The organism is Enterococcus sp. DIV1283b (assembly GCF_051710965.1).
Classification (GTDB): domain Bacteria; phylum Bacillota; class Bacilli; order Lactobacillales; family Enterococcaceae; genus Enterococcus_B; species Enterococcus_B lactis.
This window is the reverse complement of record NZ_JBIOLR010000001.1, coordinates 1,105,115-1,120,247: the sequence shown is the minus strand read 5'-3', so window position 1 is coordinate 1,120,247 and position 15,133 is coordinate 1,105,115. Positions and strand designations below refer to the sequence as shown.

Annotated in this window: 19 protein-coding genes; all 19 read right to left on the bottom strand. The window is 37.6% G+C overall.

The genetic code is table 11. The features are described 5' to 3' along the window. Positions 1–19 precede the first annotated feature (19 nt). Complete coding sequence (locus tag IGJ53_RS05425; RefSeq protein WP_259741559.1) at positions 20–994, bottom strand: peptidoglycan recognition protein family protein; 975 nt, start codon at positions 992–994, stop codon at positions 20–22. Then, positions 994–1,407 (bottom strand): phage holin family protein, encoded by a 414-nt coding sequence (locus IGJ53_RS05420; protein WP_047927172.1) that lies wholly within the window; start codon positions 1,405–1,407, stop codon positions 994–996. The genes IGJ53_RS05425 and IGJ53_RS05420 overlap by 1 nt, the downstream gene beginning before the upstream one ends. A 61-nt stretch (positions 1,408–1,468) precedes the next feature. Beyond that, on the bottom strand, positions 1,469–1,597 hold the full coding sequence (locus IGJ53_RS05415) for an XkdX family protein (protein ID WP_259741558.1): 129 nt from the start codon (positions 1,595–1,597) through the stop codon (positions 1,469–1,471). Between the two features lies 1 nt (position 1,598). Further along, the gene (locus IGJ53_RS05410; RefSeq protein ID WP_259741557.1) at positions 1,599–2,045 is read right to left on the bottom strand and encodes a hypothetical protein; all 447 of its coding nucleotides are present in this window, start codon (positions 2,043–2,045) and stop codon (positions 1,599–1,601) included. Between the two features lie 13 nt (positions 2,046–2,058). Beyond that, entirely contained in the window at positions 2,059–4,254 is a 2,196-nt protein-coding gene (locus IGJ53_RS05405; RefSeq protein WP_259741556.1) for a BppU family phage baseplate upper protein, read from the bottom strand. Then, complete coding sequence (locus IGJ53_RS05400; RefSeq protein WP_259741555.1) at positions 4,254–5,294, bottom strand: hypothetical protein; 1,041 nt, start codon at positions 5,292–5,294, stop codon at positions 4,254–4,256. Before IGJ53_RS05400 ends, IGJ53_RS05405 begins: the two co-directional genes overlap by 1 nt. Next, positions 5,294–6,337 (bottom strand): phage tail protein, encoded by a 1,044-nt coding sequence (locus IGJ53_RS05395; RefSeq protein WP_259741554.1) that lies wholly within the window; start codon positions 6,335–6,337, stop codon positions 5,294–5,296. The genes IGJ53_RS05400 and IGJ53_RS05395 overlap by 1 nt, the downstream gene beginning before the upstream one ends. A gap of 8 nt (positions 6,338–6,345) precedes the next feature. Continuing rightward, complete coding sequence (locus IGJ53_RS05390) at positions 6,346–7,179, bottom strand: phage tail family protein (RefSeq protein ID WP_259741553.1); 834 nt, start codon at positions 7,177–7,179, stop codon at positions 6,346–6,348. 4 nt (positions 7,180–7,183) lie between these two features. Next, positions 7,184–10,666, bottom strand: a complete 3,483-nt coding sequence (locus tag IGJ53_RS05385; protein WP_438749725.1) for a tape measure protein — start codon at positions 10,664–10,666, stop codon at positions 7,184–7,186. Continuing rightward, on the bottom strand, positions 10,659–11,240 hold the full coding sequence (locus IGJ53_RS05380; RefSeq protein WP_259741551.1) for a bacteriophage Gp15 family protein: 582 nt from the start codon (positions 11,238–11,240) through the stop codon (positions 10,659–10,661). The genes IGJ53_RS05385 and IGJ53_RS05380 overlap by 8 nt, the downstream gene beginning before the upstream one ends. Positions 11,241–11,248: 8 nt before the next feature. Then, positions 11,249–11,698, bottom strand: coding sequence for a hypothetical protein (locus IGJ53_RS05375; RefSeq protein WP_113845881.1), 450 nt, complete (start codon positions 11,696–11,698; stop codon positions 11,249–11,251). 40 nt (positions 11,699–11,738) lie between these two features. Continuing rightward, positions 11,739–12,098, bottom strand: coding sequence for a fibronectin type III domain-containing protein (locus tag IGJ53_RS05370; protein WP_010732318.1), 360 nt, complete (start codon positions 12,096–12,098; stop codon positions 11,739–11,741). Then, positions 12,079–12,537 (bottom strand): phage tail tube protein, encoded by a 459-nt coding sequence (locus IGJ53_RS05365; protein WP_259741550.1) that lies wholly within the window; start codon positions 12,535–12,537, stop codon positions 12,079–12,081. The genes IGJ53_RS05370 and IGJ53_RS05365 overlap by 20 nt, the downstream gene beginning before the upstream one ends. Beyond that, positions 12,534–12,935 carry a minor capsid protein gene (locus IGJ53_RS05360; protein WP_104856292.1) on the bottom strand — a complete coding sequence of 134 codons (402 nt, stop codon included), beginning with the start codon at positions 12,933–12,935 and terminating at the stop codon, positions 12,534–12,536. The genes IGJ53_RS05365 and IGJ53_RS05360 overlap by 4 nt, the downstream gene beginning before the upstream one ends. Continuing rightward, positions 12,935–13,261 (bottom strand): minor capsid protein, encoded by a 327-nt coding sequence (locus IGJ53_RS05355; protein WP_038398699.1) that lies wholly within the window; start codon positions 13,259–13,261, stop codon positions 12,935–12,937. Before IGJ53_RS05355 ends, IGJ53_RS05360 begins: the two co-directional genes overlap by 1 nt. Continuing rightward, the gene (locus IGJ53_RS05350) at positions 13,261–13,602 is read right to left on the bottom strand and encodes a minor capsid protein (protein ID WP_259741549.1); all 342 of its coding nucleotides are present in this window, start codon (positions 13,600–13,602) and stop codon (positions 13,261–13,263) included. The genes IGJ53_RS05355 and IGJ53_RS05350 overlap by 1 nt, the downstream gene beginning before the upstream one ends. Beyond that, a complete protein-coding gene (locus tag IGJ53_RS05345) occupies positions 13,596–14,000 on the bottom strand; it encodes a hypothetical protein (protein ID WP_010732313.1) in 405 nt (134 codons plus the stop codon). The genes IGJ53_RS05350 and IGJ53_RS05345 overlap by 7 nt, the downstream gene beginning before the upstream one ends. Before the next feature lie 32 nt (positions 14,001–14,032). Next, entirely contained in the window at positions 14,033–14,281 is a 249-nt protein-coding gene (locus IGJ53_RS05340) for an Ig-like domain-containing protein (protein WP_086299733.1), read from the bottom strand. A 17-nt stretch (positions 14,282–14,298) separates the two neighbouring features. After that, positions 14,299–15,123, bottom strand: coding sequence for a N4-gp56 family major capsid protein (locus IGJ53_RS05335; protein WP_259741548.1), 825 nt, complete (start codon positions 15,121–15,123; stop codon positions 14,299–14,301). Between the last annotated feature and the right edge of the window lie 10 nt (positions 15,124–15,133).

The window sequence follows — 15,133 nt, the reverse complement described above, 5'->3', positions numbered from 1 at the left end:
ATCGAGGGGCTATTTTTATTTATAGCGTCAAATAGATATCAGAAATCCGCACATCATTTACTGCACCTTCACCGTTTGACTGATTGCATCGACGTAAGATGATATCAATTTTCTTTCCTTTCATCCAACTAGAATCAAAAGTAACATCAAAGCCTAGCGCATCGCCACCTTGATAGCCGTATGCCTTTTTGACATCTGGTCGAGCAATCCCTTGAGATTGGATACGCGTTAATTCTTTAGGTGTCCCGTGTTCCATCACAAGTACATATGCGTAGGTTCCAATTGTACCTTGTGGTTTATCAGGAACCAACCAACCAGCTACACGAACTGTTTTATCTGTTACCTTTTTGAAAATATCTAGCTTGCCATAAGCATTTCCCTGATGCGTTGGCGTGCTTGCTGATACTTTATCATCATGATTCTGATCTTCTGTACTGCCATCAGGTTTCAATGCGGGATTATCATGGTATTTCTTGATTTGTGAAATAAAGTAATCTTGCATTTGAGCAGTGATGGCTGTAGGAACTGCTAACGTAGAATCATAGCCACAATGTTCCATTAGTGAACGCTTAGGGCATTCAGTTGCTGAAAATTGATGATGGCATTTGACTGTATCTCGATTAACTGGTAATCCGTAAAAACGAAGATCTTCTGCTGCTTGCCAGAAAGCATTTTGTTCTGCTTGTAGGAAAACTGCTTTTGGTGTTTCACGATTTCCCCGCACTTCATATCCGATATAGCTGTTATTACCATCAGAATTAGCGACATGCCAAGCACGATTATAAGTATCTTCTGTGCGAATAATCGTGTTTTCATCACAGTAATAATGAGCAAATCCTGCTTCTAACTGTTTATCTGTCATTCCTGCTAAACGATTCATTTCTTGTTCTGCAGTCGTGTTTGTCCAAGTATTATGGATGACTACACCCTTCACGTCTCCTAAACGTCTACCTGCTACACCACGACATACTGAATTATTGATAATATTGACCATTATTTTTTTCCTCCTAAAGTATTATTTTTGTCTTTTCCTTGTTCTTCAGATGAATCTTTTAATTTGCTGAATCGATCTTTCACAAAATCTGGAATCGGGATTCCTAGCTGACCTAAATTCTCGATCACCGAGATTCCATAAACAGCAATGTATGAAAGCACAAAAGCTGTTGCGACTCCTTCAAAATTCATGATTTTAAGATAGGGATACGCAATCAGCACAAGCGCTACGACCAGCAAATGCTTTACTACCCCCATTAGTCCCTTAGTACTATTTGTTTCTTTTCCAGCAAGTCCTTTACAAACTCCTGTAATGATATCCGCAATGACAATCCAAACAAAAATTTGAATATAAACATTGCTTACTAGATTTTTAAACTCTGATAACAAAACTAAATTATCAATGATCACCATGTTTCCACCCTTCACTTTCTATTTTTGGCCATACAAAAAGCGCACTCGTTTGAGTACGCTTCTATTCTTCGTTATTAATAATCTCATCCGCTTCTTCATCTGTGATACATAACGGAACGAACTGTCGAACCTGTTCTTCTGTAAAACAGCCCCAGTCAAACATCATTTTCACATCGCTAAAACTAAACATACTACTCGCCTCCTTCTGATTCTGGATTTAATTGCTCTTTAATTTCTGCAATATCCTTGCTGTTTTGAAGCGAAGCGAGCATTGTTTTTGAATTGATTTGTGCTAAACTATCAGCTTTTTCTTTCAATGCAGTGTTTTCCTGTTTAATTGCTACATCATTTAGCATGAGTTTGGCATTGAGCTGTTTTAGATTGCCGTTCTCGTTTTCCAGTGCCTCGTACATCGCTTTGAGATTGTTTAAATCGTTGTGATCTAGTGCGTTCGCTAAAACAATCCATTGATTCAATTTAGGATCAAACATCTGATCAGCGATCGTTAGCGGTTCGCCATCAACACGAATCCCTTCAAGTGGAGGTTGATCTGTGTAAGGAACGGATACAAGCATGTCGTCCAATACTTTTCCTGCGTACTCTCCGCCAGTACGTCCGTATTTCCAAATGTTTTTCATAATATTACTCCTTTCAATCTTGTGGCCATTCATCGTTTGTAAAATATGCAACAGTTCCAGAGCATCTTTGATTTGCCGGTAAATCTGCACTACTGATCATTACCGATATTCCTGAAGCATTTGCGTAAACAGATAATGCGGGATTTCTATTAGTTTTATTAGACAAAGTACCTCCCCAACCGACTAAACTAATAGGAGTATAGCCTGATGGAAAAGCCATTAAATTTTTCCATCCAGCAAAATTAGCAGATTTATTGGTAATTTCAATATTCGCTATGACTAAACGTCCCCATCGTTCAAACCTCACGATGCTATCTTCAGTAAAATCAGTTATATTCTTTGTTGTCACTGCTTTGCTTGTAAAATTATCTTGCACAACAGAAACACCCTTCAGCTGCAACCCATCCTCAAAGTTTTTAAGCCCTAAAACAGTTTCAGGTTCGGTTAAGCTCACAGAATCATTCAAGCCTTTTTCAGTATATTCAGGTGTGACATCCCAACTATAATCATTGGGATTGTTGCTGTCTTTCAAGCCTTCACCGAAGTATTTAAACTGACTAATATTCGGGGTTCGTGTGTCGCCTTCCTCTAGTTTTGCCCATAAAATAGTACATTTACCGTTAGGGACTTGACTTTCTGGGGGGAGTTGATAAATTACCACCTTTGCCCCACTTCCTATTGGTTTAGATATTTTAGCACCGCTAGACCATGACCACACGTCTGTTAAGCCTTCAACTGGTGTAAGATGTCCTTGAAACTCGGTTGCTGCACCTGTGGTTGTTTGAATATACATACCAAATTGCTTGTTAGCTGGTTTTGTTCCTTGTATTGTAAAAGTTAATTTATCGCCATTATTAATTGTTTTATTAATATCAAATGAACCAATTAAGTAATTAGAATTATCGTAACTTTTTGATGTAATTATATTTTCACCCAAAGCCACCTTACTCAAATAATATGGAGCATTGAGTAGATTAGGTTGGTATGGCGTAGCTATTGTACCAATTTCTAACTTAACATCATAGCTGACACTAACCGTTCCTTTGTCTTCACTGTTAACTGAGAATATTTGAACATAACAATTTGTCATACCAGTTAAATTAGCTTTTGTTGTCCCAGTAAATGTATGAGTTATCATTTTATCGCGTTCTACATTTGCTGGTAGTAATACATTAATGGGTAATTCTGTACCACCAGATTCATTTAAATATCTAACCCTAGCCCCTATAGTATTGGTCTCCCCAGTCCAATCTGAACCAACACTCATAGTAACGGTTAATGCGTACGGCGTAGATGGTTGTAAAGTAGTTATAAGATACCTATTATTAGCTTCCGCTGTGCGCGGAATACCTAAGCCAAGCGATAATATGTCGCCGGCATCAGCTGTTCTAGTTTTAGTATGAGTTATAACCCTTTTAACACTATCTTTAACTGTATCTCCATTAGCTAACAAAGACCCAACCCACGGGTCTGTAATATATGGCATTAAATTCGGATTCCCACTATAATCATAGTCCCCGAAGTCGATGCTGTTACTGTACATCTTTTTCAGCTTGCCAAGGTTGCCGATTTGCTGATTGGTTTGATCAATACGATCATTTGCTTTATCAATATTAGTATTGAGAGTTGCGACATCTTGATTGGCTTTCGTGATTTTGTCGTTTGTGTCTTTCAGTTTCGCATCAATCTGCGTCTCAGATTCCGCAATTTTCTGATCAATCTCTTGTTTTCCATCAGCTAGAATTTTCTCGATTTTATCAATGGTCTGACTGAAACCATTGAAATAATAATCTTCCAATTCTGGCGTACTATCATCGATTGGACTGCGTTTGATGTCAAAAGTAAAACGACCAGCCGTGTCTAACGACTGATCATTTGGGAAATCAATATAGATACTTCCATCTACTCTTCCTTGATATCCTAAAATATTATCTTCTAACACGATGGACACAATACCATTCAAGCGATCTTCAATGGTGGCGAGATAGTCATGTTTACCATAACCACCTTCTGCTGTTGCAGATTTAAATATCAGACGAATAGGAACCATAGTTCCTTCTGGTAGACTTTGAGGAAGTCCATTTTTCTGCAATTTGAAGCGAAGCTTGGCTGTACCTCGATCATAAGACCAAAAAACTACACCTGTTGAAATGGGTTGAATCGCTTCTGCTTGGATAATAATAATGGATTCATTGGTTTTATAAATCATCAGGACAACACCTGCCCTTTCGCGATGATCAAACCTGAATTAACAATTTGATGACGTGTAGTAGCGAAGGTCATAGTTTTAGACATGCCATCACGCATCGTAGCATTGTTCGCTACCATCCCAATATTATTGTTTTTTCCGTTGTTTAAAGAAGAAGCAAGTACATCAGCTAAAAGCGCTGAATGAATAACTGTGTTTTGATTTTCAAAATATGAATTATAGATATGACATTTTGCTGCATTTGCTCTTACTGCTACGTGATCTTTAATTGATTTCGTATCTTCTTTACATGTGACACATGCAACTGCTAAATAGCCACTATTTTCAATATAAAAAGTGGAACTAGTATTTGCTTGATCTACCCCTTGTAAGCCGTAAATTCGAAAGTAACCAGAGCAATAACTAAATGATATACGTCTGACTTTTACAGACCTATCTGCACCTGTTGTATAGCCGTCATCATCTACGTTGTCCTTAGGACGAATATGGATTTGAGAAGCATTTATATTTTTGACTACTACATCCTCTAGATAAACGCCATTATCGATCCAAATCGTCACTACCTGAGTGCAGATTAATGGAATCTGATTAACTGCTGTTTGAATTGTTGCGAAAGGTTTCTCTTCTGTTCCATCTCCAACTTGATCACTGCCGTTTGTCGCTGATACGTATATATCAAAATTATTATTACTACCACCAACAATCGTTTCAACGCTAGTATTCAACTGATCCACTTGTTCCGCTGTTGCGTTCTGCCGATCGGTCAATGCCGCTATTTCAGATTCTTGTTTTGTTTCAGTCGCAAGAAGTCTTCCTTGTAATGTTTCGAAGGTTGCCCCTTCCCTGTTAACTCTAGCATCTACTACTTCGTTCGGTGAATCCCCACCCGAGTTGATTACGAGATTATCAATACGACTGTTCGTTGTTTTGTCTTGATCAGATAGTTTCTTTTCAAGATCATTGAGGTAGTCAATGTTTTTATTAAATTTCTCTTTCCATTCCGTAGAGATACGGTTACTGATTAATTTTAATAACCCCATCAAATCACTCCTTTCTGCGCCATTTCAGCGAGTATCGACGTCATTGTTTTCTTTGTGTTGCTCAATGTGATTTCTGGCGGCTTATTTGGTATCGCTGGATACGTCTTGATTCCTACCACTTGAATGTACGTATTGATATTCAAAGGTTCATAAATGAATGGGACGTGATCGCCTTTGTTGGGACTGATTTTCCATTTCAAGGTTACGGATCCCGAAATACTTGGATAGTCTTGCAAGTCTGTCTTTAACCGTTCGAGCATGTTCCCTGATACGGTATACCGTTCGTCTTTAACAGGATCTTGTACCCTGATTCCCCACTTCTGTGATTCAGGACTTGTGTAAGTGATAGGAGTAAATATATAGTCACTATCTTTAGGATTCTCAGTATTTGCTCCATCCTTCAATTTTCCATAGCCTTTGATTTGTGTTTTTAGACTGTACGTATCAATATCGAATGACACTTCATCTGTATTGTATTTATAGCGAATCTGTTCTTCCGTCTGCTGGCCGTACTCACTGGCGGGATAGAAAGTTAGATGTTTATTATTCGGAATCACGACTGCATTATAGTCAGTCAGAATCTCATTGATCAGCTTCAAGTAATTCGCATTACCGAAGTTTTCTTGTTCAACGGTAAGGAATTTTTTGTTTGGATCAATGACTTCCCATGTAAAGCCACGACTACCTGCACTAAATACATGTGTGAGTAACTGGCTAATAGATCTCGCACCAGTTACTGTATTGTACTGATAGCCATCTTGAACCGTGTAATAGATATGTGTCGCAACCACTTGTTTCGTCAACAACTGTCCAAGTGCTTTGCGAGTCATTTCTTTGATCACAAATTCCTGTCCGTTGTAGAAAACAGAAGACTCGTATTCGACTAAATCAAATACTTCTTGATTCAACGAATTGCTGGTAACGATAAAACCAATCTCCCACGTTTCATTTTGTTGCCAGTTTTCATAAAAAGAACCCTTGTCATAACCGACAAGGATTTCTTCTTTGGTTTGTTCATAATTTCGAATAATTAAATCAGTCACTCAATCACCTACTTATATAAGAAACAGAAATCCCATGAAGATTTCACGCGAGTAATATTTTGGATCTCGATTTCATTGACACCCTCAACCAAATTGATTAGGCCATGATTCGTATTGATCCCGCAACTTACGCCGTTCAATTTTGGAATCACACCATCCAAGACTAATGTCTGTCCGAGATTCGTAGAAAGTGATGGATAGTAAATAAATCGATCGCCAGTTGTTTTATTGAAAATCGTCACATTTCCTTCTGATTCTCCTTCTAATGCGATCCGCAGATAATGTTCACGTGGATCAATTTCAAAGCTCCCAGCATTGTAAATAATGAAGTGACTAGTCTGATGCGTATACTTGTAATCTTCCGCCACTAGACCTTGCGAGAACTGCCATTCTTCCTCTAGATTGAAATCCGTTAAAGTAGTTGCGATTGATTCAGAATATCCTCTGATAGCTCCCAGATTTACAGTATATCTTGTGTAAATTGCGCCTTTTCTTTCATCGTCAATAGAATCATAAACTACTCGATATTTTTTACCTGGCTCTTTGCTGTAAATTAGATAAAATTCTGGTTCTCTAGTAAACAATTCGCGGAGTTCCGTCTTTTGTAAAACTAAGTCAAACATCGATTGCTCTCTACTTCGAATGTCAAATGAGAGAGTAATAGGAAAAGCGTCAAACGAGCTGTTCGAAAGACGCTTTCCATTCGTACCAGAAAACTCAACAAACTCATTTTTTGCCACTGGCATACCTATATTAATGTCAATCAATCTCAGATAAGAATTATTTGTCAATTCGACAATTTCATCAGAAAATGCAAGATATACACGAGTTTTCTCATTCATTAAACTATCCTCCTCTCATGTACGATCTACGATTCAATACTTTTCCAAAACGTTGATCCATATTATCCCCTACTAAAGTTCCATCTAAATAACTTGAGACCCGTACTGGTTGTTTTGCAATTACTTGTGCAAGCTTTTCAACATCAAATTGCTTCTGATTGTTGTAGGTATTATTAACTATCTGTGATCCAACAGATGCCATCCCCATCCTTGAAGTGCCAAGAGCTGATTCTGGCGTGATAGAATTCATCAAACCATTAGAAAGCTTATTCATTGCTGAATATGCAGATTTCGCATCTGCTTCGATACCTACAGCTATTCCTTGAGGGATAAACTTACCAACGTAATCTCTCATCCAACGTGATGGAGAATGAATTCCAAGCGCGCCAGTTATTTTGTCTTTAATGTTTCCAGCTACTTCAGAAATTTTAGAAGCAACCGCTCCAACCATTGAACCGATACCGTTAATTAATCCTTGTATGATGTTTGAACCAATTTCAAATAAATCAATCCCACTCAAAGTATCTATTATAGAGTTTCCTATATTAGATACTGCACTGGTTACTGACCCTATCACACTAAGAATCCCAGAAACTAAGTTTCTAATTAAATTGGCTCCAGCATTCACCATTTGTCCAAGAAACTGAGCTATAGTACTCAATAATCCAGTAATTAATCTCGCTCCAGCTGATAATAATTGTCCCAATAAGCTCAAGATTCCTCTAATAAGTGCGTTGATCAATTGAACACCAGCTGATAAAAGTTGTGGTATAGCACTTACTAAAGCTTTGAACAAAGCAGCCATTAATTGAATAGCAGCTGATACTAATTGAGGAAGTACTGAGATCACTCCATCTACCAACGCAACAATCAATTTAATACCCGCTGATATCAATTGAGGCAATGCACTAATCAACGCATTAACTAGGGCAATAGTGATTTGAATTGCCGCTGCAACCAACTGTGGTAATATCGAGATTATTCCTTGTATTAATGCTAATAACAGTTGAATGCCAGCAGCAATAATTTGCGGAAGTGCACTGATTAATGCACTAATCAAAGCCATTGTGATTTGGATAGCAGCATTTATTAACAACGGAAGAATAGAAATTATGCCTCCGATAAGCGCCATTAACATTTGTATTCCTGCAGAAATTAATGTCGGTAAAGCTTCAATAATTGTTGTTAGCAAAGTAGTAACGATAACGGTAGATGCTTCAACAAGTTGAGGCAATGCAGTTATTATCGCATTCACGAGAGAAGTGATGATTTGTAATCCAACTTCTAAAAGCATAGGTAGTACTGTTAAGAACCCATCAATCAGTGTATTAATAATCTGAATGACAACTTCAATTATCGTAGGTAGTGCTGCTACGATCCCTTGAATAAGCACAGTTAACAAATTTGTGCCAACTTCAATAATTTTTGGTAGAAGCTCAGCAAAAGCAGAAATGAGTTTTGTAATTATCTCTGTTGCAGCCAACAGCAGTGCGGGAAGTGCTAATGAAATGCCTTGTACAATAGTAGTTATTATTTTCGTGGCTATTTCAATCAATTTAGGCAAATAAGTAACAATTGCATCCGTCAATGTTTGAATAAGCTGTATAGCTATCTCTGTTAGTTGCGGTAACATTTCAACTATTTTGTCGACAATACTTGTAATCACAGAAGTAATACTTTCGATAATTTGCGGGAGATATTGAGAGATAGAATCTGCCACGTTGCTAATTGTTTCACTTAATTGATCAAACACTTTTGTGATTCCATCTGCACTAAAATCGCCAGTTTTAGCCCACGCAGATATAAATGAAATAATTAAAGAAACTGCTAATCCGAATGGACCAGTAAGCCCTAGTGCTGCTATTGCTACTTTAGTCAAAATGCCGATAACTAAAGAAACTGCTCCGCCGACTTTACCAAAAGCTCCTCCAAATTTTTCCAGCAGATTACCTGCCAATTCTATACCAGAAGAAAAAATCCCTGACAATACAGAGCCTATTTGCGAAAGAGTAGAGCCAAATCTTTCTATGCCAGAAGAAACAATTCTTTTTACTGCATCAACAAAATTAAAAAAAGCTGGTACCGCTACTGAAGCAATTGCTGATCCGACTTCGACAACTTTTTGAAATCCTTTAACAAGATAGTTTCCTACTGTATCAGCTACTTTTTGAAGTGTAGGTAATATAGAAATAAAGACTCCTTTTAGATATTCAAATGACTTAATCAGTCCAGATTTTACAACTTCAATAGTTTTATTTATGCCATTTCGAAACGTTTCACTTGTTTTATAAAAATAGATGAAAGCTGCAACTGCTGCTCCTATAACACCTGAAAGTAGTTGAAATACCGTCAGACCAGCTGGAATAATAGCAGATAACAATGCGTAAGCTGTTCCAGATACTCCAAACATGCTGACCATACTACCTAGGGCCGTTATCACTCCATAGATTTTTCCTACAAAACTTATTAATGTACCTAGAGCTAATGCTGTTTTGAAGCCTACATACGCTCCAGTGGCTGCAATAAAAGCTGGAGCTAACAATTCCACAATGTCTAATAGGCCTTTAAAAGCAGAAATCATATCATCAGTATTATCTATCAATATGTCCATTACTTTTGACATTTCTTCAAATGATTCATTAATAATAGATTTCATACTATCAATATTTTGAGCAATAGTTTTACCAGTAAGTTTCTGCACCAGTTCATCAAACTTAGTAATAAGATTAGCTACACCTTTAGAAACAGCATTACTTAGATTTCCGAATGAAGTAGCGATCCCTAGCGAATTCTCCTTTGCCAAGGTTGCCAACATTCCTGTTCCAGTTCCTAGCTCAATCAGTTTATCTTGGAATTGATCAAATGTTACTGTTCCTTCTTTAAGCGCATTATAGAGATTTCTTTGAGCTGATTTCCCAACAAATCCCATTACTTCAGCTGTTTTTTGCAAAGCAAGGGGCATGGTTTCTTGTAAAGTTTTCCAGCTCTCTAAGTCGACTTGCCCAGTCGAAAGCATCTGGTTATACTGTTGCATACCTCGACTGGCATCTTCTGTTGAAGCGCCAGACGCAAGAAATGCATTGTTTAATGCTAAAACAGTGTCCGTGGATCTATCTAAATCTCCAGTGATTGCTGTCATTTGTTGTGTACTTGCTACAACATCATCTAATTTAGTTGGCAAACCATCAATTCCATCGGATAATTTGTTAATGGATCTCTGAGAGTCCTCTGCACTAAAACCTAAAGCTTTCATTACTTTAGGGAATTTTTGCATAGTATCGAAACGGCTAATTGCGGAATCTAGCGAATTCTTTAAAACATTAAAAGCAGCCGCCGCAACTTTAACGAGGCCTAAGGAAACAACTAAATTTTTAATTGAGGCTCCTGCTTTATTACTCTTACCTTCTAACTGATCAAGACCCTTGTTAAGTATGGTAACGCCTTTGCCATCCACATCAACTTCTATCTCTACTCTTCCATCAGCCATCGTCTTCACCTACCTCCGAATCAGGCAATGCATATTTTTGTTGTAGCTTTCTCATGCGTTCTTTTTCTTTAGCTGATTCTCCTTTGCTCGGTTCCCATGTCCTAATCTGGATGATTCGAGCAAGAATGGTGTCATCTGGCAAACTCTCAAGTAACGCTTGGAATTCCTCCCACATCATCCGTCCCTGCTCTTCAAATAGATTGATGCCAATTTGTCTGAACGATGCGTAGATGTATTTAGCATCATGAACTAGGCTGATGGTCCTTTTTTCCTTAACCGCATTTGGCATAGGATTGCCTAAACGATCAGTTTCAACACCATCACTATCTCCTACAGAAATATAATTTTCTAAAATGTAGTTAAATAATAAAAACTGTTGTTCAGACGAGCCTTGAAAAATTTTTTCAAAGTCACCGATCAACAGTTCTAAACACATATTCACTTTTTCTTCTGGAAATAAATCACTATCTTCCAAAATATCAAAAACATCTAGTACATTATCAAATGTTAAATCGATAGGTAATTCTATACCATCAACCTCTATCGAAGTGACTAACGGGTCATTTAACCGCATTTAATCACCTACTTCTTTTTCTTATTTTTCAATGCTTTCTTTTTCAATAAATCGGCTTTCTTCTTAGAAAGAGTATCTTTACGTTTCAAGGCTTCTTTTTCGATTGCTTCCGCAACTTCAAAAGAGATTGGATCAAATAATTCTATTAATTGTTCTGCATCAGGATAAACAGAATAAATTTTTTCAAATGATCCTTCACCAAGCAACGAATCATATTCCGCCTTAGCTAAATCTTTCGTTAGAGAAATAATCTTAATAGCGTCTTCTTTTTCAGGTTGCTCGATATTCTCGATTTGTTTAAGTTGTTGTTTAAGTTCCCTTACCTGTTCCTCAAATTCAGCCTGAACATCAAAAAAACGTGTCAGTTCTTCTGGAGTAGTACCAAAAAAGAACTCTACTTCTCCAATATTGATAGGAAACCCTTTTTTCTCTATTTGAAATGATAATTTGTTAGTCATGTTATCCTCCTAAAAAAGCTGCCCAGACGGACAGCTCGACTTATTTTTTGATTAATACTACTGGTCTGGACCAAGCAGAACCTAAGAATTCACCATCATGCAGATAGCGTGCTTTCTCGATATCATTAGCCCCTTGGCCAACCTCGTTGTAAGTTTGGATGTAGAAACGGATTTCATCGCCAGCTTCTAGATGTGGCATATCTGCTGCTGATAACGTCCAAGAATTTGTTTCCGTATATCCCATTTTGTTGGCATCGTGCGGATCTGTTTGATTTGCATCGGTATAGTGTGGAATATAAGATTTTGCTTTGGGCACTGCATCCCAAGAAAGAGAAACTGACCCATCAGCATTCAAAACCCCAGTTACGTTCTGGGGTGCATTAGGGTGTAACAGGGACATCTTCTGCTTCTGGTGTGCTATCAAATGCGATACCGCATGAGAAATCACCGTATGCAGTAGCATCGCCGACTTGAGCAACTGGCTCTGTTACTGTTGCTTTACCAATACGTTGTTTTTTACCAGATGCAGATACTACTTTGAACCACACTTTCCGAGCATCTCCTGATTTTCCAATCATGCCCTCAATAGCCGCCATCGCAGCATCATCTTCATCGTATAAACCTGTAAATGAATAACCTAACTGATGAGAAGTAACGTCTGTCTCCCCTTCGCCGTTCCCATCATAGTAGCCAGTAGTTTCAGTTTCTTCGTTCGAATTATCATCAACGTTGGAAATCCACTTTGCTAACTCCAACCAGCCGTCTTCGCTTGGTGTATCCGCATTAGTAGTTGTAATTAATTGAATAAAATAGCTTTGTAAGGCATTTTTGCGTCTCATTTATTTTCCCCCTCAAATGTGGTTAATTTTGTTTGAAAATCTAATAAAAAAACGAACCAACCTTGTTCATCAGCATCATTGATGAAAGGTTTGCTCGTTATAGTTAAATTGTTAAATTCAAAAGATCCATCAGAGCTAGCAACGTCTGACACACGCTCTAACGAATCAGAGATAAGCCAAAGCGTTTGCTCAATTCTATGACCATCTTTTGACTTCATTGCAATTTCATAATTTAATTGTACGTCTTTAACACCATCATAATATTCTGTGATAGGTTGTCCGCCTGGTAATGGATAAATTACTAAGCTTTCTTCAGCAGAAAGATATCCTTTTTTTATTTTTAATGGCAGTTCTGGAATACTATTAATCTTATCTTTTATCCGATCGATAAAATCCATTATTGGATACCAGCTCCTTTCAGATACGCTTTTTTCCAAGAAGGCATATACAGTGATTTTGCTTTAAGATCCCATCTTGGACCTGTTCCTGGAGTAGTATATTTTTTTCCATTTAGATAGAACTGTCTCCTTGCGTATTTCGTTTCATACAGAATAGCGCTGCCGTCACTTTTGATATGCGCACTTTGGCGAAGGATATTATTTTTTTTAGGTACAAATGAGTTCATGTCAGCCATTGCTTGGTTGGCTAATGCGTATCTTCCTCGCTTCATAGCCTGTGGGCTGACTTTAGCTCTAACTCCATCAAGATTAACTTTAATACCCATCAAATCACCTCTAATTCGTATGAATAGATAGCATCTGAATACGCTTCTGTAATCGTATCGATTTTAGTGATGACATGTTCTTTACCATCATAAATAACTAATGATTGTTTTTTGAAATTCGGTAAAGGGATAGTTAAAGTGTTATAACAAAAAATTACTGCATTATAGAGCACCTGCTTGCCACTTGGCGAAAAAGAATACTGACTTCCTCGGTCAATCCGACAATTTTCTATAGTTACATAATCTCCATAAATAGGTTGGTTATAGTCTCCTTCTCCTAAATATTCTCGATAAATAAAAGAATCCACTAGAAATTGTACTGGAGGTTTTGGCATTACCATGATGGCACACCTCGATATAACAAACCCGTTCCTTCTAAATAAATATAGATATCCTCAGCAACAAGTGATTTACTCTCATTTTTCCCTGAAGGATTATATCTACTAGAGTTTGAGATACTCGTTCTTCCAGCAGAAAAGCTTTGTGGTGTATTATTGATACTTTCATAAGTATCTGCTCCAACTTCATCGAAATATATAATTTGTGAACATAGAGCTAGCTTAAATTGTTTTACACGAAAACCAATTGGATCTTCCTCAATTTTATTAAATTGATAAAAATAGTTAGTGATGCTATCTAGAACAGCAGTTGCTTTTGACAAATGCTTTTCGAAAGCAGCTTTAAAATCATCTGTTTTCCCAGTAAGATCTTTGAATTCTTCAAATTCAATATAAGGCATATAACATCCCTCCTTATTAAAAGAAGAGGGAACTATGCCCCTCCTCCTGCTTCTGTTACAGTAACTTCGCATGTCGCTGTTTTACCATTTACTGTTGTTCCAGTAATCGTTGCTGTTCCTGCGGCAACACCTGTGACTTTTCCTTGTACAGGAGTTACAGTAGCAATTGCTGTATCGCTAGAAGAAAACTGAACAGATTTATCAGCTGCATTTTCAGGCAAAACAGTTGCCGTTAATGTTTCAGTTGCCCCTACTTCAAGCGTTAGTGTTGTTTTATTCAATGTAACGCTTGAAGGGGCTACGCTTTTGGGGAAATTTTTACTACTCGTGATTCATCAACTAACGCAACACTATAGTGTTGATCTGCGTTAAACTTGGTTAATTTATGGTCAATGTCACGAGCACTTTCAGCTAAGATACTACGTTTCATAAATGTTTTCAAAGCGCCAGATTTAACAGCAATTCCGTTACCTTCAGTGAGTTTTTGCGTCCGGACAATTTCCCAACCTAACACTTCTCCAAATGCTCCAGAAACTAAAATATTATCACCTAATTCCGATGCACGGGTCCAAGCTGTCGCTGCTTCTTTACGCAGTTTAGCCGCATCTTTATAGGACAAAAACAAAACGCCGGTAGAATCTACATCCTCAAAATTATCAGGAGCATCTACAAATGTGTTTTCTAATGTATCAATCAAGTCTAAATTGATTTCTGCTTGCACTTCTAAAGTGGCTGTCTGTGCAGCTACTAAAATATCGTTATCTACTTTGGATGCGATAGACATACGAATTTGCTTTTGTGCTTCCCCCACTGGGTCTCCGTAGCCTGATAATGCAGCTTCGTCAGTAATCTGCACTCCTTTTGCAGCTTTTTTAATCGTATATTGCGCTGTTTCTGTTGTTAATTTGGTGTAATCAATTTTAGCCCCTTCAGCAACATCCACTGCATCTCCAATATATATAAACTTAGGCACCGTAATCGTTGATCCGGGTTGACCTGTTAAAGTAGTATCAATAGGAGCAATCCCACTAAATTTAATTGCTTTTGGTAATTGTGCGGAGATCATAGGCGCTAAGACCTCGGGATCCACTAAATTTGCTAATAATGTTGTTTCGTCTGCCATAATAAATTCC